Annotated in this window: 17 protein-coding genes and 1 tRNA gene; 8 read left to right on the top strand and 10 right to left on the bottom strand. The window is 71.8% G+C overall.

Annotated elements, in window-relative coordinates:
- Window positions 1–36 precede the first annotated feature (36 nt).
- From HQQ85_RS00165 to HQQ85_RS00150, 4 genes are all read right to left on the bottom strand, one after another.
- Window positions 37–1,158 carry an ABC transporter permease gene (locus tag HQQ85_RS00165; protein ID WP_216851387.1) on the bottom strand — a complete coding sequence of 374 codons (1,122 nt, stop codon included), beginning with the start codon at window positions 1,156–1,158 and terminating at the stop codon, window positions 37–39.
- The gene (locus HQQ85_RS00160) at window positions 1,155–1,916 is read right to left on the bottom strand and encodes an ATP-binding cassette domain-containing protein (protein ID WP_173180497.1); all 762 of its coding nucleotides are present in this window, start codon (window positions 1,914–1,916) and stop codon (window positions 1,155–1,157) included. Before HQQ85_RS00160 ends, HQQ85_RS00165 begins: the two co-directional genes overlap by 4 nt.
- Window positions 1,917–2,027: 111 nt before the next feature.
- The gene (locus HQQ85_RS00155; protein WP_173180496.1) at window positions 2,028–3,080 is read right to left on the bottom strand and encodes a class I mannose-6-phosphate isomerase; all 1,053 of its coding nucleotides are present in this window, start codon (window positions 3,078–3,080) and stop codon (window positions 2,028–2,030) included.
- The gene (locus HQQ85_RS00150; protein WP_173180495.1) at window positions 3,077–4,219 is read right to left on the bottom strand and encodes a LacI family DNA-binding transcriptional regulator; all 1,143 of its coding nucleotides are present in this window, start codon (window positions 4,217–4,219) and stop codon (window positions 3,077–3,079) included. The genes HQQ85_RS00155 and HQQ85_RS00150 overlap by 4 nt, the downstream gene beginning before the upstream one ends.
- 85 nt (window positions 4,220–4,304) lie before the next feature.
- Here HQQ85_RS00150 and HQQ85_RS00145 point away from each other — a divergent pair, with 85 nt between their 5' ends.
- On the top strand, window positions 4,305–5,525 hold the full coding sequence (locus HQQ85_RS00145) for an HAD-IA family hydrolase (RefSeq protein ID WP_173180494.1): 1,221 nt from the start codon (window positions 4,305–4,307) through the stop codon (window positions 5,523–5,525).
- Window positions 5,526–5,643: 118 nt separating this feature from the next.
- A complete protein-coding gene (locus HQQ85_RS00140) occupies window positions 5,644–7,983 on the top strand; it encodes an excinuclease ABC subunit UvrA (RefSeq protein WP_173180493.1) in 2,340 nt (779 codons plus the stop codon).
- A gap of 238 nt (window positions 7,984–8,221) precedes the next feature.
- On the opposite strand, the gene HQQ85_RS00135 is transcribed toward HQQ85_RS00140, so the two are convergent.
- The gene (locus tag HQQ85_RS00135; RefSeq protein ID WP_173180492.1) at window positions 8,222–9,703 is read right to left on the bottom strand and encodes a mannitol dehydrogenase family protein; all 1,482 of its coding nucleotides are present in this window, start codon (window positions 9,701–9,703) and stop codon (window positions 8,222–8,224) included.
- A gap of 39 nt (window positions 9,704–9,742) precedes the next feature.
- On the bottom strand, window positions 9,743–10,405 hold the full coding sequence (locus HQQ85_RS00130; RefSeq protein WP_371741706.1) for a nucleoside/nucleotide kinase family protein: 663 nt from the start codon (window positions 10,403–10,405) through the stop codon (window positions 9,743–9,745).
- A gap of 217 nt (window positions 10,406–10,622) precedes the next feature.
- Between HQQ85_RS00130 and HQQ85_RS00125 the strand changes: the two genes are divergently transcribed.
- Both HQQ85_RS00125 and HQQ85_RS00120 read left to right on the top strand, forming a co-directional pair.
- Entirely contained in the window at window positions 10,623–11,351 is a 729-nt protein-coding gene (locus HQQ85_RS00125) for an SDR family oxidoreductase (RefSeq protein ID WP_173180490.1), read from the top strand.
- A gap of 345 nt (window positions 11,352–11,696) precedes the next feature.
- The gene (locus tag HQQ85_RS00120; protein WP_173180489.1) at window positions 11,697–12,680 is read left to right on the top strand and encodes a LacI family DNA-binding transcriptional regulator; all 984 of its coding nucleotides are present in this window, start codon (window positions 11,697–11,699) and stop codon (window positions 12,678–12,680) included.
- Between the two features lie 70 nt (window positions 12,681–12,750).
- Here the strand turns inward: HQQ85_RS00120 and HQQ85_RS00115 are convergent, their stop codons facing one another.
- A complete protein-coding gene (locus HQQ85_RS00115; RefSeq protein WP_173180488.1) occupies window positions 12,751–13,899 on the bottom strand; it encodes a Gfo/Idh/MocA family protein in 1,149 nt (382 codons plus the stop codon).
- On the bottom strand, window positions 13,896–14,786 hold the full coding sequence (locus tag HQQ85_RS00110; protein WP_173180487.1) for a class I fructose-bisphosphate aldolase: 891 nt from the start codon (window positions 14,784–14,786) through the stop codon (window positions 13,896–13,898). The genes HQQ85_RS00115 and HQQ85_RS00110 overlap by 4 nt, the downstream gene beginning before the upstream one ends.
- Before the next feature lie 154 nt (window positions 14,787–14,940).
- On the opposite strand from HQQ85_RS00110, the gene HQQ85_RS00105 reads away from it, so the two are divergent.
- Both HQQ85_RS00105 and HQQ85_RS00100 read left to right on the top strand, forming a co-directional pair.
- Entirely contained in the window at window positions 14,941–16,047 is a 1,107-nt protein-coding gene (locus HQQ85_RS00105; RefSeq protein ID WP_173180486.1) for a carbohydrate kinase family protein, read from the top strand.
- A 5-nt stretch (window positions 16,048–16,052) separates the two neighbouring features.
- Window positions 16,053–17,165 (top strand): LacI family DNA-binding transcriptional regulator, encoded by a 1,113-nt coding sequence (locus tag HQQ85_RS00100; RefSeq protein ID WP_173180485.1) that lies wholly within the window; start codon window positions 16,053–16,055, stop codon window positions 17,163–17,165.
- 10 nt (window positions 17,166–17,175) lie between these two features.
- On the opposite strand, the gene HQQ85_RS00095 is transcribed toward HQQ85_RS00100, so the two are convergent.
- Together HQQ85_RS00095 and HQQ85_RS00090 are read right to left on the bottom strand one after the other, a co-directional pair.
- Window positions 17,176–17,568 carry a PPOX class F420-dependent oxidoreductase gene (locus HQQ85_RS00095; RefSeq protein WP_173180484.1) on the bottom strand — a complete coding sequence of 131 codons (393 nt, stop codon included), beginning with the start codon at window positions 17,566–17,568 and terminating at the stop codon, window positions 17,176–17,178.
- A 112-nt stretch (window positions 17,569–17,680) separates the two neighbouring features.
- Window positions 17,681–17,754, bottom strand: a tRNA-Pro gene (locus tag HQQ85_RS00090).
- A gap of 239 nt (window positions 17,755–17,993) precedes the next feature.
- On the opposite strand from HQQ85_RS00090, the gene HQQ85_RS00085 reads away from it, so the two are divergent.
- A complete protein-coding gene (locus HQQ85_RS00085) occupies window positions 17,994–18,662 on the top strand; it encodes a TetR/AcrR family transcriptional regulator (protein WP_173180483.1) in 669 nt (222 codons plus the stop codon).
- 147 nt (window positions 18,663–18,809) lie between these two features.
- Window positions 18,810–19,754: an ROK family protein gene (locus HQQ85_RS00080; RefSeq protein ID WP_371741705.1), complete on the top strand. Its 945-nt coding sequence runs from the start codon at window positions 18,810–18,812 to the stop codon at window positions 19,752–19,754.
- The last annotated feature ends 105 nt before the right edge of the window (window positions 19,755–19,859 follow it).

Below are 19,859 nucleotides of genomic sequence, written 5' to 3'. Positions count from 1 at the left end.
CTTCTTCTAGTGATGCAATTACGGGATTGGTGCTGTTCACTTGTTGTTCCGTCTGGCGAAGTGGCGCCAGAGGCTTGTGGAGGCCCCTCGGGCCGCGGAGGCCCGTCGGACCTGGTCGACGTACACCGCCGCGATCAGCACGGCGCCGACGGCGACCTGCTGCCAGAACGGCTGCACGCCGGTGATGACGAAGCCGTTCTGCAGCACGGCCGGGATGAAGAGGCCGACGACGGTGCCGAAGATCGTGCCGTAGCCGCCGAACAGCGAGGTTCCGCCGATGACGACCGCCGCGATGACGTTCAGGTTGGTCTGCGACTGGCCGGCGATGGCCGTGGTGCTGAACTGCGACAGCGACAGGATGCCCGCGAGGCCGGCGAGTGCGCCGGACAGCGCGTACACCTTGATCAGGTGCCGGTCGACCTTCACACCGACCCGGCGTGCCGCCTCCTCGCTCGAGCCCACCGCGTAGGTGTAGAGGCCGAACTTGGTCTTGTGCAGCACGATCGCGCCGATGATCACGATCACGAGGGCGATCACCGAGATGATCGGGATGCCGCCGAGGATGTTGCCGTAGCCGATCGAGGTGGTCAGCACGGAGGGCACCTGACGGATGTCGACACCGCCCGTGATGATCTGCGAGAGGCCGAGCGCCATGCCGAGCGAGCCCAGCGTCACGATCAGCGGCGGCACCTTCGCCTTGGAGATCAGCACACCGTTGAAGATGCCCCAGGCGAGACCCGAGAGGATCGAGACGATGATGCCGATGGTGGCCGTGCCCCAGTCGTCGCCGCCGATGGCCCGCATCACGATCGCCGAGACGACGCCCGAGAACACGAGCACCGAGCCGATCGAGAGGTCGATGCCCGAGGTGATGATGATGAAGGTCATGCCGACGCCGAGCACCGCGAGGATCGAGGCGTTCTGCACCACGAGCCGCAGGTTCGACAGCTGCGCGAAGGTGTCGGGGGCGAGCGCGCTGAAGATCGCGACGATCACGATCAGCACGATCAGGATCTGGAAGGCCTGAGCCTTCAGCAGCTTGGTGAACCCGTTCTCCTTGGCCTGGGCCATGTTGATCGAGGTCGTCTCGGGGCCGGCCGCATCCGTCTGGCCGAACTCGGCCTTCTTCAGGTCTGCGTCTCTCACGTCGTCGCTCATGCCACACCCCTCGTGCTCGCGCCGGTCATCAGACCGACGAGTTCTTCCATGTTCGTGCTCTTGGTGTCGATCGCCGCGGCGCGGTGACCGAGACGCAGCACCTGGATGCGGTCGGAGACCTCCATCACGTGCGGCATCGAGTGGCTGATGAACACGACGGCGATGCCCTTGTCGCGCACCCGCCGGATGGTCTCCAGGACGTTCTTGGTCTGCCGAACGCCGAGCGCCGCGGTGGGCTCGTCGAGGAAGACGACCTTGTTGGCCCAGTGCACGGCGCGGGCGATCGCGATCGCCTGACGCTGACCACCGGACATCGAGCCGACGGGCGAGGTGAGCGAGCGCACCGTGGCGCCCAGCTCGTCGAACGCGCGGCGCGACTGGGTGCGCATCTCGGCGACGTTCATGAAGCCGAACGCGCCGCCGATGCCCTTCTTCATGACCTCGCGGCCGAGGTACATGTTCTGCACCGGGTCGAGGTGGGGGGCGAGCGCCAGGTCCTGGTGCACGGTCTCGATGCCGAGCGCGCTGGCCTGCATCGGGTTGGTCAGCTGGAGGGGGTTGCCCTCGAACTTGATGACTCCGGTGTCGACGGCGAGGTTGCCCGAGAGGGCCTTCACGAGCGTCGACTTGCCGGCGCCGTTGTCGCCGATCAGGGCGGTCACTTCTCCGGGGTAGACCTCGAAGTCCACGTCGTCGAGCGCACGGACGTGTCCGAACGCGCGGGAGAGGCCGCGGGCCTCCAATACGGGGGTGGTCATGTCAGTTCACTCCTTTCCGGCCGGTCGGGGCCTGCGGGTGGTTCTGGGCTGCGGGTGATTTTCGGTTCGGGAATGGTTCCGGGTTGCGGGTGTGGTCATGGGACGCTCCTGTCATACGATTCCGCCGGTCGCCAGCGAGTGCGGCCAGCCGACGCCCGGGGTCGCGACGAGCACGCTGCCCGTGCCCCGCACCTCCCAGGGGCCGAAGCCGGACGGCACCGCGAAGACCTGGCCGGCGCGGTAGTCGACGTGCTCCTGGCGTCCGGCGAACTCGCCCGAGCCCTCGAGCACGAGGGCCACGGCGAAGCCGGGGTCGAGGGCGACGGCTCCGCCGGTGGTCGGGGCCGCGTGCAGCACGCGGAAGTAGGGGTCGGCGGCCGGGGCCAGCACGCTCGCGGCGGTGGCGCTCCGTGCCGTGAGGTCGGCGCGGCTGACCAGGCGCTGCAGCGCATCCGGAGCCAGCGCGTCGACCGAGACGGCAGGCATCACGGTCTCGAAGCCGAGACCGAGGTGCGACTCGTCGCGGGTCGAGGTCGTGACCGACCACTCCAGCACGATCGAGAAGTCGGTGGGCTCCTGCACCTCGGCGAGGAAGATGCCCTCGTCGATGGCGTGCACGGTGCCGGCCGGAACGACGACGCCCATGCCGCGGGAGACCTCGATGCGATTCATCCGCGAGAGCATCCACTCGGAGTCCTGCGCGTCGCGGCGGCGGTCGAGCTCGTCGCGGTCCTCGGGTTCGCTCCAGCCGAGGTGCACGGCGGCTCCGGGCTCCGCGTCGAGGATGAACCAGGCCTCGGTCTTGCCGTAGGGGCAGTCGAGGTGGCTGGTGGCGAAGGCGCGCGAGGGGTGCACGTGCACGGGGAGGCGCTGGCGCGCATCCAGCAGCTTGACCAGGATGCCCGTGTCGGTGCTCGACGCGGCGTCGGCGTGGTCGGGGCCGACCCAGGCGGCCGGCTCGGCGCCGACGAGGTCGCGCAGCAGCTCGCCGTCGACGGTGCGGGCGAGGCCGATGTCGCCGTGGTCGGCGCGGGAGACGGTGGCGCCGAGCCACTCCTCGGGCTGGAACTCGGAGCTCTGCTCGATGCCGCGGAGCGCCGCGATGCGGTCGCCGCCACGGTAGAAGTGGTCGATCAGATTGGGGGCGAGGGCGGCCGGCTTCATGCGACGTCTCCTTCGGCGAGTCGGGCGGATGCGGTGGGACGGACGGACGCGGCGGCCACGGGGCCCTCGATCTCGCCCGAGCCGCGCTGCAGCAGGGCGGTCGGCACGATCCACTCACGGGGATCGCCGGAGGGCTGCTCGCGGAGGGCCAGCAGGCGCTCGATGGCGGCGTTGCCGATCAGGAACGGGTCCTGGTCGATGCAGCTGACACCGGGGCGCAGCACGTCGGCGAAGGAGAAGTCGCCGAACGCGATCATCGCCGTGTTCTGCCGGTGGATGCGGTGGAGCGCCGTGGTGAGGCCGATGGCCGCCTTGGCGTTCGAGGCGAAGAAGGCGGTCGCGGGGTTCTCGAGCCCGAGCAGCCGTTCGGCCTCGCTGAGGTAGTCGAGGCTCCCGTCGACGGTCGAGGAGACGAGCTCGGGGTCGAACTCGATGCCGGCGCCGCGCAGAACGTCGAGGTATCCGCTCATCCGCCGGTGGATGGTCGAGAACCGCTCGTCGCGGTCGAAGAAGGCGATGCGCCGGTGGCCGAGGTCGACGAACTGCTGCACGGCGAGCGCCGCGGCCCCGCGGTCGTCGACGACGACGCTGTCGATGCCCACGCGCGAGCGGTCGACCGCGACCACCGGCGTCGTGGTGCGGTACGGCTCGAGGTACGGATGCTCGGACGCGACCGGCGCGAAGACGACGCCCGCGACCTGATGCCCGGCCACGAGGCTGAGGAGCTGCTCGCGCTCCCGGTCGCGGTCGAGGCTCGAGGAGGCGACGAGGACGCTGAGGCCCTCGTTCAGCGCGCGGGTCTCGATGGCGCTCACGAGCGCGGCGAAGAAGGGGTCGGCGAGCGAGTCGATGACCACGCCGATGGCCCCGCCGGTGCCCGACTTGAGCGACCGGGCGGCGGTGTTGGGCACGTAGCCGAGCTGCTGGATGGCGTGCAGCACGCGCGCCCTCGTCTCGGGGTGCACGGCCTCCTCGGCGTTCACCACACGGGAGACGGTCTTGATGCTGACGCCGGCGCTGGCGGCGACGTCCTTGATACCGGGGCGGCGGTTCATGAGCGGCCCCCGCCGGTCGGGGTGGTGCGCGAGTTCGGGGTCGTACCGGGCATCCTCGCCCACCTCCTTTGACAGCGTTGTCATCTACGGAGTGACCCGAATTCCCGGACTCCGTCGTTCTCGTTCCGCCTATACTGACTCTCAGCGACAACGTTGTCAAGTGGTCGCGATGTCTCAATTCGATAACCTCGGGAGCACCATGATCATCGTCGTCGCCGGAGCCGCAGGAAGCGGCAAGAGCACCCTCGGGCTGGAGCTCGCGCGGTCGCTCGGTGCCGCCCTGCTCGACCTAGACTCGCTCACGAACCCGGTGCTCGAGGGTCTCGGGCAGGAGCTCTCCGCGGGCGCCCATTGGAACGACCCGGCTCTCCGCCCGGTCGTGCGGCCGGCTCGCTATGCGGCTCTGCGGGCCGCCCTCGCCGACCAGGTGCGGGCCGGCGTCGACGCCGTGCTGATCGCCCCCTTCACCGCCGAGCTGGCGGGGGGCCCCGAGTGGCAGCAGCTGGTCGAGGCGGCCGGCGGCCCGCCCGAGGTGGTCTGGCTTCGCGCGTCTCCCGCCCTGCTCGCCGAACGGCGCGGCCTCCGCGCGGCCGCGCGCGACGTGCACGTGGTCGACCCGCCGGCCGACGCCGAGCCGCAGGTGCCCCACCTCGTCGTCGACGCCTCCCTCTCCACCGCGCAGCAGCTCGCCTCCGTGCGCCGTCGGCTCGGTGGCGGTCGCCCGCTCCCGGCCGACTCCCCCGTCTTCTCCCGCACCTTCGCGGCCGGGCTGTTCGACCTCGACGGCACCCTGATCGACTCCACCCCCTCGGTCGTGCGCTCCTGGCAGCAGCTCGCCCGCGAGTACGGCCTCGAGGTCGACCTGCTCGCCGAGGGGCACGGCCGCCCCGCCGCCCAGGTCATCGACACCTTCTTCTCGGGCGAGCAGGCCGCCGAGGCGCTCGCCCGCGTGACCGAGATCGAGGTGAACGACCTCGACGACGTGATCGCGCTCGACGGTGCCGCGGCGCTGCTCGGCTCCCTGCCCGACGAGGCCCGCGCCATCGTCACGAGCGGCACCCGGATCATCGCCACCAGCCGGCTGCGCGCCGCCGGGCTCACCCCGCCGGCCGTGCTGGTGACGTTCGACGACGTCGAGAACGGCAAGCCGCATCCGGAGCCCTTCCTCACGGCGGCCGCGCGGCTCGGGGTCGACCCGGCCTCGTGCGTGGTGTTCGAAGACGCCCCGGCGGGCCTGGCGGCGGCGAAGGCGGCCGGATGCACGACCGTCGCGATCGCGGGCACCCACGAGTCGCACGAGCTCGACGCCGACCTCGTCGTCGACGGGCTGTTCCAGCTGCGGGTCGTGCTGCAGCCCGGCGGCGGGTTCCGGCTCGAGCCGGCCCTCTGATCCCTTCGTCCCGCGCCGACTGAGTAGCGATCACCCCTCCCGCCCGCCACCCGGCCTGTGGAAGAATCCGAGGCGTGACCACCGCATCCGCCGCCCGCCCGTTCGAGACCCGCTGAGCATGGGCGAGGTCATCCGGGTGCAGGGGGCGCGCGAGAACAACCTGAAAGACGTCTCGGTCGAGATCCCCAAGCGCAAGCTGACCGTGTTCACGGGCGTCTCGGGCTCGGGCAAGAGCTCGCTCGTGTTCGACACGGTGGCCGCCGAGTCGCAGCGGCTGATCAACGAGACCTACAGCGCCTTCGTGCAGGGCTTCATGCCCACGCTCGCGCGTCCCGACGTCGACGTGCTCGAGGGGCTCACCACCGCGATCATCGTCGACCAGGCGCGCATGGGCTCCGACCCTCGTTCGACCGTCGGAACGGCCACCGACGCGAACGCGCTGCTGCGCATCCTGTTCAGCCGGCTGGGTGAGCCGCACATCGGTTCGCCTCAGGCCTACTCGTTCAACGTGGCGTCGATCTCGGGGGCGGGCGCGGTCACCACCGAGAAGGCGGGCGTGGTCACGAAGGAGCGACGCAGCTTCTCGGTCACCGGCGGCATGTGCTCGCGCTGCGACGGGCGGGGCAGCATCTCCGACATCGACCTGTCGCAGCTCTACGACGACAGCAAGTCGCTGAACGAGGGCGCCATCACGGTGCCGGGCTACACGGCCGACGGCTGGATGGTGCGCATCTTCGCGAAGTCGGGCTTCCTCGACGGCGACAAGCCGATCCGCGACTACAGCGACGCCGAACGGCAGGACTTCCTCTACAAGGAGCAGGTCAAGGTCAAGTTCGAGAACATGAACATGACCTACGAGGGCCTGGTGCCGAAGATTCAGAAGTCGTTCTTCGCGAAGGACCGCGAGTCGATGCAGCCGCACGTGCGGGCCTTCGTCGACCGGGTGGCGACCTTCACGGCCTGCCCCGACTGCGGCGGAACGCGCCTGAGCGAGGCCGCCCGCTCGTCGAAGGTCGCGGGCCTCAGCATCGCGGATGCCTGTGCGATGCAGATCAGCGACCTCGCCGAGTGGGTGCGCGGCCTCGACGAACCGTCGGTCGCGCCGCTGCTCGAGGGGCTGCGGCACCTGCTCGACTCCTTCGTCGGCATCGGCCTCGGCTACCTCTCACTCGACCGTGCCTCGGGCACGCTCTCGGGCGGTGAGGCGCAGCGGGTGAAGATGATCCGGCACCTCGGCTCGGCGCTGACCGACATCACCTACGTCTTCGACGAGCCCACCACGGGCCTCCACCCGCACGACATCCAGCGCATGAACGAGCTGCTGCTGCAGCTGCGCGACAAGGGCAACACGGTGCTCGTCGTCGAGCACAAGCCCGAGGCGATCGCCATCGCCGACCACGTCGTCGACCTCGGCCCGGGCGCCGGGGCGGCGGGCGGCACGGTCTGCTTCGAGGGCACGGTCGACGAACTGCGACGCTCGGGCACCGTCACCGGGCGGCATCTGGATGACCGGGCCGCCCTGAAGCCCGCGGTGCGCGCGCCGTCCGGCACGCTCGCGATCCGCGGGGCCTCCTCGCACAACCTGCGCGGGGTCGACGTCGACCTCCCGCTCGGGGTGCTCGTGGTCGTCACCGGCGTGGCCGGCTCGGGGAAGAGCTCGCTGATCCACGGCTCGGTGTCGCCGCGCGACGAGGTCGTCACCGTCGACCAGACGCCGATCCGGGGCTCGCGACGCAGCAACCCCGCGACCTACACGGGGCTGCTGGAGCCGATCCGCAAGGCGTTCGCCAAGGCGAACGGGGTGAAGCCCGCCCTGTTCAGCGCCAACTCGGAGGGCGCCTGCCCCGTCTGCAACGGCGCCGGAGTCGTGTTCACCGACCTCGGCATGATGGCGTCGGTGTCCACCACCTGCGAGGAGTGCGAGGGCCGGCGCTTCGACGCCTCGGTGCTCGGCTACCACCTCGGCGGGAAGGACATCACCGAGGTGCTGGCCATGCCCGTCTCGGAGGCGCTGCCGTTCTTCGCCTCCTCCAGCGAGGCCGCGCTCCCGGCGGCGCACGCGATCCTGGCGCGCCTGTCCGACGTGGGGCTCGGCTACCTCGCGCTCGGCCAGCCGCTCACGACTCTCTCGGGCGGCGAACGCCAGCGCCTGAAGCTCGCCGCCGACATGGCGGGCAAGGGCAGCGTCTACGTGCTCGACGAGCCGACGACCGGGCTTCACCTGGCCGACGTGGCCCAGCTGCTCGGGCTCCTGGACCGCCTGGTCGACTCGGGCAAGTCGGTGATCGTGATCGAGCACCACCAGGCCGTCATGGCGCACGCCGACTGGATCGTCGACCTCGGTCCGGGCGCCGGCCACGACGGCGGCCGCGTCGTCTTCGAGGGCACCCCGGCGGCCCTCGTGGCCTCGCGCGCGACCCTCACGGGCGAGCACCTGGCGAACTACGTGGCGCGCTGACCCCGGCCACCCCCGCCCACCCCTCCCTCCGCTCCTCCTCCTCTTCTCCTCGCGAGTCGCCAAAAACCGCCCCTTCCGAAGCGGAAAGGGGCGGTTTTCGGCGAGTCACGAGGAGTGGCACCCCCTTCCGCGATCGAACCGTCGCAAATCGCCCTCTCAGCGCCGCGAAAGGGCGGTTTGCGACGGGTCGATCCAAGCGGGCGCCGGCGCGCCGGGTGCCGGGGCGGCGCCGCGCGGGTCAGCGGGCGGCGAGCGCCTCCAGGGCGCCGCGCGCACCGCGGGCCGCGAGGAGAGCCCGCGCCTCGACGAAGGCCGCGCGGAGGCGGGCGTCGGAGCCGAGGTCGCCGAAGACGGGGGCGTAGTCAAGGAAGCTCCCGGGAGCATCCGCCTCGCCCGCCACCGCGGCCCGCAGCTCGTCGAGCCGCTTGTCGACGGGCGACAGCGCGCTGCCGTCATCGGCCACGCCCTCGAGGAAGCGGCTCCACGCCGCCAGCACCAGCACCGAGCGCTCGATCTCGCCGCCCGACGCGAGCTGCGCGCGCACCACGGGCAGCAGGAACTTCGGGATGCGGTCGGAGCCGTCGACGATCTGGCGCATCAGCGTGTCCTTGATCGCCTCGCTGCCGAAGCGCCGCATCAACTCGGCGCTGTACTCGTCGAGGTCCACCCCGGGCACCGGCGCGAGCGTCGGCCGCGCCTCGTCGTGCATGTAGCCGAGCAGGAAGTCGGCGAACAGCCGATCGCGGCAGACCTCGTGCACGTACTCGGCGCCCGAGAGCAGCCCGAGGTAGCTCATCGCCTGGTGCGAGGCGTTCAGCAGCCGCAGCTTCATCAGCTCGTACGGCTCGACGTCGGACACGACCTGCACCCCGACCTCCTCGAACGCCGGCCGCCCCGCGGTGAAGGAGTCCTCGAGCACCCACTGCACGAACGACTCCGAGAGCACGGGCCACCGGTCCTCGATGCCGAACTCGTCGGCGACCCGTTGCCGCGACGCGTCGGTCGTGACGGGCGTGATCCGGTCGACCATCGAGTTCGGGAAGCTGACCGCCGACCCGATCCAGTCGGCGAGCGCCGGCTCGACCCGCTCGGCGAACGCGAGCACCGCGGCCCGCGCCACGTGCCCGTTGCCCTGGATGTTGTCGCACGACATCACCGTGAACGGCACCGCCCCGGTATCCCGCCGCTCGCGCAGCCCGGCCACGACGAACCCGAGGGCGCTCTCGGGCACGGCTCCGCCCGCGAGCCCGTCGAGGTCGGCCAGCGTGGCGGCATCCCGCGGCTCGAACGCCCCCGTGGCGTCGTTGATGCCGTACCCGCCCTCGGTGATCGTCAGCGAGACGATCCGGGTGGCGGGGTCGCGCAGGGCGTCGAGCACCGCCTCGGGCTGCTCGGGCGCCAGCAGGTAGCGGGTGATCGACCCGACCACCCGCGCCTCCACCACCCCGTCGGGCGCGGTGGTCACCAGCGTGTACAGCTCGTCCTGGGCCGAGAGCGCGTCGAGCATCGCCGCGTCGGACGCCAGCGTGCCCACCCCGGTGATCCCCCACCCCTCGGCACCGGCCGCGAGCAGCCGGTCGACGAACATCGCCTCGTGCGAGCGGTGGAACGCCCCCACGCCGAAGTGCACGATCCCGGGCCGCACGGCGGCCCGGTCGTACGCGGGCACGGCGACCCGAGGGTCGAGGCTGCCGAGGGTCTGGGCGCTCAGGGTGGTCATCGTGTCTCCAGTCGGGTGGGAAATGTGAAAATGTGCACGTCAGAGCACCGTCGTCAGGTGCACCAGCAGGTCGGCGTTGCCGCGCGACCCGTCGACGATCCGCGCGTTCGCCTCGTCGACGTCGCGCACCCAGTCGGCCGAGTCGCCGGGCGAGTGCCCGTACGAGACGCGTCGCCGCACGAGACGGTCGTGCCGCACATCCGGGGCCACGTCGAGGAACCACGACTCGTCGAGGTGCTCGCGCACGCGCTGCCAGCCGTGGCCGTCGCCGAGGAGGTAGTTGCCCTCGGTGATCACGAGCGGCACCCCGGCCGGCACGGGCACGGCGCTGCCGATCGACTCCTCGAGGGCGCGGTCGAAGACGGGCGCGTAGACGACGGGGGCGTCGGCCCGGGCGAGCCGGCCGAGCAGGGCGACGTAGCCGTCGACGTCGAAGGTGTCGGGGGCGCCCTTGCGATCGCGCCGGCCGAGGCGCTCGAGCTCCTGGTTGGCGAAGTGGAAGCCGTCCTGGCCCACCAGCACCGCGTCGCCGTCGAGCGCGGCGATCAGGGCGGCGCAGAGCGTCGACTTGCCGGCGCCCGGCGTCCCGACGATGCCGAGGATGCTCCGCGAGCCGCTCGCGATCAGCGCCCGGCACCGCGCGAGCAGCTCGTCGAGCCCGACGGGGCGCGCCTCGGGCAGCGGTGAAGGGGCGTCGCTCACAGGTCCTCCTGGTCGTCGTCGACGGATGCGCGGCGGCAGGTCCCGAAGGCCCTCCGCCGCGCCTACGGTACGCATCGCGGCGCCCCGTGTCAATCGCGATGACACCGGTGTCAGCGAATTCGATGACACGGGTGTCATCCGCGCCGTTCCGCCGCTATGCTGATGCCGCCCCGACGACGCGACGCAGCGCCGTCCCGCCCACTCGAACGGACTCACCATGACTGACTTCACCGGCCGCACCATCCTCGTCACCGGCGCCAGCGGCGGCATCGGCGGCGCGATCGTGCGCCACCTCGTCACCGCGAACGCGACCGTCCTGGCCGCCGGCCGCAACCTCGAGCACCTCGAGACGCTCGCCGCCGAGACCGGCGCGACCCCGCTCCCCTTCGACCTCACCTCGGAGGACAGCATCCGCGAGGCCATCGAGGGCAAGGACATCTGGGGCGTCGTCAACTCCGGCGGCTGGGGCGGCGAGATCGCCACGCCTCAAGACACCGACATCGACGTCTTCGACAAGGTCATCAGCATCAACGCCCGAGGCTCGCTGCTCGTCACGAAGTACGCCTCGCGCGAGATGATCCGTCAGGGCAACGGTGGCGCCATCGTCAACATCTCGAGCCAGGCCGGCCTCGTCGCCCTCCCCGGCCACATCTCCTACGGCTCCTCGAAGGCCGCCCTCGACAACATCACCCGCGTCTCGGCGCTGGAGCTCGGCAAGTACGGCATCCGCGTCAACAGCGTGAACCCCACCGTCGTCATGACCCCCATGTCGGCCTGGTACTGGGGCCGCCCCGACATCGAGGGCCCCTTCCTCGAGGCGATGCCGCTCGGCAAGTGGGCCACCGAGGACGACATCGCGGCCCCCGTCGTCTTCCTCCTCTCCGACGCGGCGGGCATGATCTCGGGCGTCTCCCTCCCCATCGACGGCGGCTACACGGCCCGCTGACCCGCGCGCGGCGGCCACCCGGCCCGCTGACCCCGCCCGGCGGCGGCCACCCGGCCCGCTGAGCCGCGAGGACGCCCCACCGGCCCACGCTGGCCACCCGAGCCGAGCAGCGGATGCTCGCCCAGAACCCCCGGCGAGCATCCGCCCCACCCGCCCACCACCCCACGCAACTCGTGGCAAGTCGCCCGGGTGCCCCCACCCCGCCCGCGACCCGCGCGACCGGCGCGACCGAGTCGCGGCAAAACGTCGCGATTCGGCCCGAGTCGCGGCAGAACGTCGCCACTTGCCGCGACTCACCGATCACGATCAGCCGCCCACTCATCACACGCACAGCGAGGAGACGTCATGGCCACCATGCGCGAGGTCGCGACCGCCGCCGGCGTCAGCCCGAAGACCGTGTCACGGGTGCTGAACGACGACCCGCACGTCTCCCCCGAGACCCGCACCCGCGTCGAAGCCTCGATGCGCGAGCTCGCCTACGTGCCGAACGCGATGGCGACGACGTTCCGCTCCGGACGCTCGCCCGTGATCGGCGTCGCCGTGCCCGACCTCGTCGACCCGTTCTTCGCCGCCATCGTCACCGCGGTCGAGGAGGAGGCCCTCGCGAACGACCTCTCCACCCTCGTCACGAGCCTCGGCCACGGCCAGGACCCGGCCCGCGAGCGCGTCGCCCTCGAATCAGTCCTGCGCCGGCATCTGAGCGGCCTCGTCGTCGCGCCCACCACGAACGACCACGCCTGGCTCGAGCCGTGGGCGGCGCGCATCCCGATCGCCTTCGTCGACCGCGCGCCGGGCGACCTCGAGGCCGACGCGTTCCTCCAGGACGATCGCGGCGGCGCCCGCGACGCCACCGCCCACCTGATCGGCCACGGACACCGCCGCATCGGCTTCCTCGGCGACTCCCTCTCGGCCCCCACGATCGCCGAGCGCCTCGAGGGCTACCGCGAGGCCCTCGAGGCGGCGAGCATCCCGTTCGACGACGACCTCGTCGCCCTCGGCGCGGCCACCCGCCCCGGTGCCGCCGACGCCCTCGCCCGCCTGCGGCAGAACTCTAACGGGGTGACCGCCGTCTTCTCCTCGGATGCCCGCTGCACCATGGCCGCCGTGCCCACCGTCACGGCGCATCCGATCGCCCTCACCGCGTTCGGCGACTTCCCCCTGGCCGACTCGCTCACCCCCGCGATCACGGTCGTCGCGCAGGACCCGGCGGCACTCGGCCGCCTCGCCGCCGCCCGCCTCGTGGAGCGCGCCGCACATCCCGACCGCGTGCTCCCCCGCCGCACGGTGCTCCCCGTGACGCTCATCGAGCGCACCTCGTGCCGCGTCTGACGCGATCGACTTGGCCCGTCCCGTTCCAAAACGCGATTTCTAGGACGGGACGGGCCAAGTCGATCCTCGCTCAGGGCGCGACCGCGCGGCCCTCGGCGTGCGAGGTCGCCGCCGCCCGGTAGATCGCGTGCGTGAGCGCCGCCTCCGACGGGCGGGCCGCCCCGAAGCGGTCGCCGAGCGAGCCGTGGCGCTCCGCGAGGAACACCGCCCACATCTGCAGGATCGAGTCCGAGAAGCCCGACTCGAAGATCCCGCCCGTGACCGTCGGCCACACCGACTGGCTGCCCACGTCGATCTGCTGCCAGACCTGCTCGCGCCCACCGCCCGGAACATCCGTCACCGTGAACACCGACACCGTCTTGGGGTTCTTCGTGCTGAACCGCACGCCCCCGTCGAGCCCGATCGCCTCGAACTCCCAGGTGTTCTTCTGCCCCGGGTCGATGCGCTTGGTCTCGGTCGTCAGCGGGAACAGCTGCCCCTCGTGGCGGGCCCAGCTGTGCAGGGTGGCGTTGTCCCAGGTGTCGCACGGCACCGGCGAGCCGTCGGGCCCGGGCCGCGTCGGCACGAGGTTCTGCAGCACGCCGTAGACCGTCTCGGGCGCCCAGCCGAGGCGCAGCGGGACGTGCCAGGTGTGCATCCCGAGGTCGTTCATCACGCCGGCCTCGCCGCAGAACTCGACCTGCCGCTTCCAGTTGATCGGCTTGTGGATGTCGAGATCGCTCGAGTGCAGGAAGCTGTTGCGCGCCGACACGATCGTTCCGAGCGCCCCCGACTTCACGTAGTCGATCGCCAGCTGCGCCCCCGGGAAGAACGGCATCTCGCTCGAGACGCGCACGAAGGCCTCAGGATGCTCGGCCATCGCCGCGAGCACAGCCTGGGCCGCGGCACCGTCGATGCCGAACGGCTTCTCGGCGAGCAGGCTCTTGCCGCTGGCGATGACGTCGCGGTAGATCGCCTCGTGCAGGTCGTGGCGCACGGCCACGTAGACGACGTCGATGCTGTCGTCGGCGAGCAGCTCGTGGTAGTCGGTCGTCTTCGTGACCACCGTGTCGATCTCGTCGAACCACTCCATCGCCGCCGGGTTGATGTCGCAGACCGCGGTCAGCCGGGGTCGCACGGGGTGGTCGATCAGGGCCGGCCAGCGCTGGATGGCGGCCGCGATCTCCCGCCCCATCAGCCCGCCGCCGACGATGGCGACGTTCACTGTCTCGGCGCTCATGCCGACACCCCCGCGTCGCTCGCAGCGCCGCCGGCTCCGGATGCCCGCCCCGCCGACTCCGCGAGAATACCCAGCCCGTCCTCCACCGAGGCCCCCTCGTGCAGCACCGCGAGCAGCGCCGCCGTGATGCCGGCGGGGTTCTCGTGCTGCACGATGTTCCGCCCGTAGACGATGCCGCGGGCCCCCGCCGCCAGCACGGCGACCGTGCGCTCGAGGAGGGTCCGATCATCCACCCGCCCCCCGCCCCGCACGAGCACCGGAACGTCGCCCGCGACCTCGATGACCCGCCCGTACTCGCTCAGGTCGTCACTCGGGTCGGCCTTGATCAGGTCGGCGCCGAGCTCGACGCCCTGGCGCACGAGCGTCACGATCTTCTCGATGTCGCCGTCGACCATGTAGCCGCCGGCCTTGGAGTTGTCCTGCATCACGAGCGGCTCGACCATCAGCGGCATGCCGTACTTCGTGGCCTCGCGCCGCAGCTCGAGGATCGAGGTGATGTTCGCCTCGCGCACCTCCGGATGCCCGGGCAGCTCCATCAGGTTCACGCACACCGCGACGGCGTCCAACCGCACGGCCTCCTCGATCGCGTGCGGGACGTGCCGGCTGAACAGCACGGGGTCGAGCGGGTTGCCGTAGACGTTCGCGATGTCGGTGCGGAGCACCAGCCCCGGCTTCTGCTTGCCCGGGATGCTCTGCAGCCGTCGCGCCTGCCCGATCGTCAGCTGCACCGCGTCGGGGCCGGCGTCGACGAGGGTGCGCACGACCTGATCCATGTTCTCGATGCCCGTGATGAACGAGCGCTCCCCGAAGAAGCCGTGGTCGACGGCCACGTCGAGTGCCCGGCCCGAGCGCGGATTGAAGAGGCGATTGAGGCGGTACAGCGTCATTGCGGTGCTCCTGATCGTGGGGAACGTCGGGTCGGGGGCTTTCGAACGGCCCCTCGATGTGTCAGAGTAACCCCGTGAGACAACGTTGTCTAGCCGGTCGCACCGGCTCGTCCGCCCGCTGCCGCTCGCTCCCCCACCGTCGAGAGGATGCCCGATGACCCCGATCGTCGTCGCCGGCCACATCTGCCTCGACCTGACCCCGGCCCTCGGCCCCGGCGCCGCCCTCGACCCCGGCCGCCTGATCGACGTCGGACCCCTCCGCATCGGCCTCGGCGGCTGCGTCGCCAACACCGGCCTCGCCCTCGCCGACCTCGGCGCCGACGTCTCCCTGCACTTCACCGTCGGCGACGACGAGCTCGGACGCATCGTCGCCGACACCATCGCCCGCCGCCCCGGCCTCACCGCCGACCTGCACGTCGACCGCGACCACGCCACCTCCTACAGCCTCGTGCTCGAGCCCGAGGGCCACGACCGCACCTTCTGGCACCACACCGGCGCGAACGCCGTCTTCACGGGCGAGCACCTCGACGTGGGTGACACTGATCTCCTCCACCTCGGCTACCCGCCGCTGCTGCCGGCGCTGCTCGCCGACGGCGGGGCTCCGCTCGAGGCCGTGCTGGCCCGCGCCCGCGCCCGCGGCGCCACGACGTCGCTCGACCTGGCCGTGGTCGACCCGGCGTCGGCGGTCGGCGCGGTGGACTGGCCGGGCATCCTGAAGCGCGCCCTCGCCGTGACCGACGTGATCACGCCGAGCCTCGACGACCTCACCTCGGCGCTCGGCCCGGCCCTCGGCATCCCGCCGCTGCCCGCCGCCCGCGCCGCCGGCCTCTACGCCGACCTGCTGCTGTCGTGGGGAGCCGCGGTGGTCGCGATCTCGGCGGGCTCCGAGGGGCTGCTGCTGCGCACGGCCTCTGCGTCCCGCCTTGCCGCAGGCGGCCGGATGCTCGCCCCCCTCGCCCGCCGCTGGGCCGACGCCTCGCTGCGCGTGCGCCCCCTCGCCGTTCCCCGCGTCGCCACCACGAACGGCGCCGGCGACGCCTCGACCGCGGGCCTCCTCTTCGCCCTCTCCCGCGGATCCTCCCCCACCCTCGCCGCCCACCTCGCCGCCGCCACGGCCGCCGCCGTCATCGCGGGCGACCGCCCCACCCCGGCCACCCTCACGTCCCTCCTCCCGGCGGCGGCCTCGCTCTTCGCCCCTCGCCCCACCGCGCCCGCCACCAGCGCGCCCGCACCCGACGGGCCGCCGCACCCGCCACAATGAACCCCATGCCCAAGCCGCCCACCATGAAGGACGTCGCGGCGGCCGCGGGCGTCGCCCTGAAGACCGTCTCCCGTCACGTCAACGGCGCCACGAACATCGACCCGGCCCTCGCCGCCCGGATCGCCGCCGCCATCACCGAGCTCGGCTATCGTCACAACCTCGCGGCCGCCAGCATCCGCCCCGGGCGTTCGGCCAAGGTCATCGGCCTCGTCATCTCCGACCTCGCGAACCCCTACTGGTCGCTCCTCGCCCGCTCGGTCGAACGCACGCTCAGCGCCAACGGCTATCTCCTCATGACGGTCAGCTCCGAGGAGGACGCCGACCGCCACCGCCTCCTCATCGACCGCCTCCTCGCCCAGCGCGTCGACGGCCTCATCGTCTCCCCACCCCGCCGCGACACCACCGCCTGGGCGGCCGCCGCGGCCCCCCTCCTGCCCGTGGTCGCCATCGACCGCCCCGCGCTGTCCGTCCCGCCGCTCCCCGCTCAGCTGCAGGATGCTCGCGCCACCCCCGAGGCGCCCGGCACCTCGCGCACCGAACCCGACGTCGCCTCGAATGCGAGCGCCGATGCGAAGCGGCGACCCCACCCTCCCCTCGTCGACACGATCCTCGCCGACAACGCCGGAGGCGCGGAAGCCGCCACCCGCGAACTCCTCCGCCACGGCGCACGCCGCATCCTCTTCCTCGGCGACTCCCTCGAGCTCTACACGATGCGCGAACGCCACGCCGGCTTCCTCCGGGCCCTCGCGTCGGCCGCTGCCGACGGCGCCAGCTCGTCGGTCGCGACCGCTCACACCGCGGCCGAGGCATCCGACGTGGTGACGGCCCTCCTCGGCACCGGACGTATCGACGCCGTCTTCGCCGCCAACAACCGCGCCTCCGTCGGCGCCGTCGACGCCTTCACGCGCGCCGGCACCCGCCTCCCGCTCATCGGTTTCGACGACTTCGAGGCGGCCACCCTCGTGCGCCCCGGCGTCTCGGTCGTCGCCCAGGACGTGGCCCTGATGGGCGAGGCCGCCGCCCAGGCCGTCCTGGCACGCCTCACGGGCGACACCCCGCCCCCGGCCACGACGACGCTGCCCACCCGCCTGATCCTCCGCGGCTCCGAGCTGCCATAGACCCGGCCCGCTACTGGGTCGTGGTGCTCTCGATGCTCATGACGAGCACGACGCGGTCGGCCGAGTCGGGCGGCGGCGTCTGGCCGGGGTTGCCGTAGCGCTTGCCGAGCACCACGTAGAAGGCGCCGGTGGGATCGGATTCCACCGCGATCAGCCGGCCGCGCACCTCGAGGTAGCGGAACGGGTTCGCCGGGTCGATCACCGACAGGCTCATCGACGGGTTGTGCTGCAGGTTGCGGTACTTCGCCCGCTTCGTCGTGTGTGTGAAGCGCAACGTGTCGCCGTCGCGCAGGTACCACATCGGGTTCACCTGCACGGTGTCGTCGGGCCGGATCGTGCCGAGGTGGCCGTAGTTCGCCTGCTCCAGCAGCTCGGCGTAGTCGGGAGGGATGACGTCGCTCATGCGGATATCCAACCACCACGCGGGGGCACGCGACAGGACCAGATGAGGAAGATTCGATGCGCCTGGAACGAAGAAGAGGGCCGCCCGGTGGGCGACCCTCTCTTCGTTTCTGTCGGGCTGACAGGATTTGAACCTGCGACCCCTTGACCCCCAGTCAAGTGCGCTACCAAGCTGCGCCACAGCCCGTGGCCGTCACCCGGAGAAGCGAACCGCTCCAGACAACTTGTCCATGATAGCGCCTCCCGAGACGCCCCGCTGACACCTCGGCGGCGACCCGGACGCAGACCCGGCGGGCACCCCGCAAAGCGGCCCGACCCGCAGTGTCACGAACCGGAAAACGCATGCCCGAGAAGATAGGAAGAAAGTTTGGGACTCAGAGTCCTAAAACAGGGCGAATCCTGATCTTCGTCATTGCATAATTGAGCATGCCCCAGTCAACCGCCTTACCCGCGACTCCATCCCGACGCCAGGGCGCATCCGTCAACCCGGCCGAACCCCGAGCGGCCCGCACCCATGAAGCACTGACGACTGCCCTGTTCGAACTCCTCCGCCAGCACGATCTCACCGAGATCTCCATCTCCGAGCTCTGCCGCACGGCGGGGGTGCACCGCACCACCTTCTACGGCCACTACGCCGACATCTTCGCCTTCGCGGCCGACTCGTTCGCGCACATCCTCGACGAGCTCGGCAGCGTCGGCGAGGGCACCTACGACGGCTACTCCCCCGAAGCCGTCACCCAGGTGTACGCCGACTCCATCCGCCGCGAGCTCGGCCACATCGTCGACCACCGCGCGGCCTACCGCATGATGTTCGGCACCCGCGTCGACGCCGGCTTCCGCCGCGAGCTCTACCAGCGCGCCCTGCGCCGTGCCTCGCTCGCGATCGCGGTCTGGCAGCGCCACGGCTACGGCACCGGCATCGACACCGCGACCGCCGCCGCGTACATCGCCGGCGGTTCGGTCGGCGTGCTCGAGGCCTGGGCGTTCAGCGAGTCCGTCGACACCGACGCCCACACCGACGCCGTCATGGCGTCCTGGCCGGCCTGGTGCGCCTCGTCCGCGCCCACCGAGGCCCTCATCGAGAAAGCCGGCTAGCCGAAACCGGTACCTGCGCCACCCCCAGACCCGCCGATTGCGCGCCGACCCGAAAGGTGCGCACCCGGCGCCACCAGGAGCCCGGCTCGTCCCCAACGAGCCGGGCTCCTGCACGTCCGCCCCCGCCCCATGGTGTGGAATGGACCGGTGACCACCACCGCCCCCGACCGCCCACTCGCCCTCGCCGTCGACGTCGGCGGCACCAAGGCCGAGGCCGCCCTGGTCGACGCCGACGCCCGCCTCGTCCCCGGCACCCGCTTCCGGGCCCCCACGGGCTCAGGCAGCAGCCGCGAACAGATAGCGGATGCGGTGAGCCACGTCGTCCGCGAGGCCACCGCCGCGCTCCCGACCGGGGCGCAGCTCCTCGGCGCGGGCATCGGCAGCGCCGGCCCCATCGACGCCGAACGCGGGACCGTCTCCCCGCTGAACCTCGCCACCTTCCAGCGCTACCCCCTCCGCGACCTGGTCGCCGAAGCCTCGGGCCTGCCCGACCCGGTGCTCCGGCTCGACGGCCTGTGCATCCTGCTCGCCGAGCACTGGGCCGGAGCCCTGCAGGGCTACCGAACCGCGATGGGCATGATCGTCTCGACCGGCATCGGCGGAGGCCTCCTCGTCGAGGGCCGCCTCGTCGGAGGTCGCACGGGCAATGCCGGGCACGTGGGGCAGATCCAGCTGCACACCCATGAGTCCGAGGGGCGCGACCACTCCGTCACGCTCGAGGGCATCGCGGCGGGCCCCCGCATCGTGGCCTGGGCCAATGCGCAGGGCTGGGAGGGGTCGAGCGGCGAGGAGCTGGCGGAGAGCTACCGGAACGGGCATCCGCTCGCCCGCGCCGCCGTCGAACGGTCGGCGAACGCCATCGGCGAGGGCATCGCCTCGGTCTGCGCCCTGCTCGACCTGGAGGCGGTCGCCATCGGCGGCGGGTTCTCGCGGGTCACGCCCGACCTGTTCGACCTCATCCGCGCGCGGATCACCGCGATGGCGCCGCTCGACACCATCCCGGGCGTGACGGTGCTCCCGTCGGCCCTCAGCGACGAGGGCCCGCTGATCGGCGCGGGCGGCCTGGTGCACCGCGCCGACCTGCTCCCCTGACGACCGGCCCGAACCGGGCGTCAGGCAAGCAGCCGCGAGAACGCGAGCAGCCGGCGAGAACGCGAGCAGCCGGCGAGAACGCGAGCAGCTGGGGAGAACGCGAGC

Source organism: Herbiconiux sp. VKM Ac-2851 (assembly GCF_013205105.1).
Lineage (GTDB): Bacteria > Actinomycetota > Actinomycetes > Actinomycetales > Microbacteriaceae > Herbiconiux > Herbiconiux flava.
Note: the sequence above shows the minus strand (reverse complement) of the source record. Positions and strands in the feature narration are given on the sequence as shown.

Bases quoted from the DNA above. Each gene is read 5' to 3' on its own strand.
- HQQ85_RS00165 (WP_216851387.1), bottom strand. From the start codon at position 1,158: ATGAGCGACGACGTGAGAGACGCAGACCTGAAGAAGGCCGAGTTCGGC.
- HQQ85_RS00160 (WP_173180497.1), bottom strand. From the start codon at position 1,916: ATGACCACCCCCGTATTGGAGGCCCGCGGCCTCTCCCGCGCGTTCGGA.
- HQQ85_RS00155 (WP_173180496.1), bottom strand. From the start codon at position 3,080: ATGAAGCCGGCCGCCCTCGCCCCCAATCTGATCGACCACTTCTACCGT.
- HQQ85_RS00150 (WP_173180495.1), bottom strand. From the start codon at position 4,219: ATGACAACGCTGTCAAAGGAGGTGGGCGAGGATGCCCGGTACGACCCC.
- HQQ85_RS00145 (WP_173180494.1), top strand. From the start codon at position 4,305: ATGTCTCAATTCGATAACCTCGGGAGCACCATGATCATCGTCGTCGCC.
- HQQ85_RS00140 (WP_173180493.1), top strand. From the start codon at position 5,644: ATGGGCGAGGTCATCCGGGTGCAGGGGGCGCGCGAGAACAACCTGAAA.
- HQQ85_RS00135 (WP_173180492.1), bottom strand. From the start codon at position 9,703: ATGACCACCCTGAGCGCCCAGACCCTCGGCAGCCTCGACCCTCGGGTC.
- HQQ85_RS00125 (WP_173180490.1), top strand. From the start codon at position 10,623: ATGACTGACTTCACCGGCCGCACCATCCTCGTCACCGGCGCCAGCGGC.
- HQQ85_RS00120 (WP_173180489.1), top strand. From the start codon at position 11,697: ATGGCCACCATGCGCGAGGTCGCGACCGCCGCCGGCGTCAGCCCGAAG.
- HQQ85_RS00115 (WP_173180488.1), bottom strand. From the start codon at position 13,899: ATGAGCGCCGAGACAGTGAACGTCGCCATCGTCGGCGGCGGGCTGATG.
- HQQ85_RS00110 (WP_173180487.1), bottom strand. From the start codon at position 14,786: ATGACGCTGTACCGCCTCAATCGCCTCTTCAATCCGCGCTCGGGCCGG.
- HQQ85_RS00105 (WP_173180486.1), top strand. From the start codon at position 14,941: ATGACCCCGATCGTCGTCGCCGGCCACATCTGCCTCGACCTGACCCCG.
- HQQ85_RS00100 (WP_173180485.1), top strand. From the start codon at position 16,053: ATGCCCAAGCCGCCCACCATGAAGGACGTCGCGGCGGCCGCGGGCGTC.
- HQQ85_RS00095 (WP_173180484.1), bottom strand. From the start codon at position 17,568: ATGAGCGACGTCATCCCTCCCGACTACGCCGAGCTGCTGGAGCAGGCG.
- HQQ85_RS00085 (WP_173180483.1), top strand. From the start codon at position 17,994: ATGCCCCAGTCAACCGCCTTACCCGCGACTCCATCCCGACGCCAGGGC.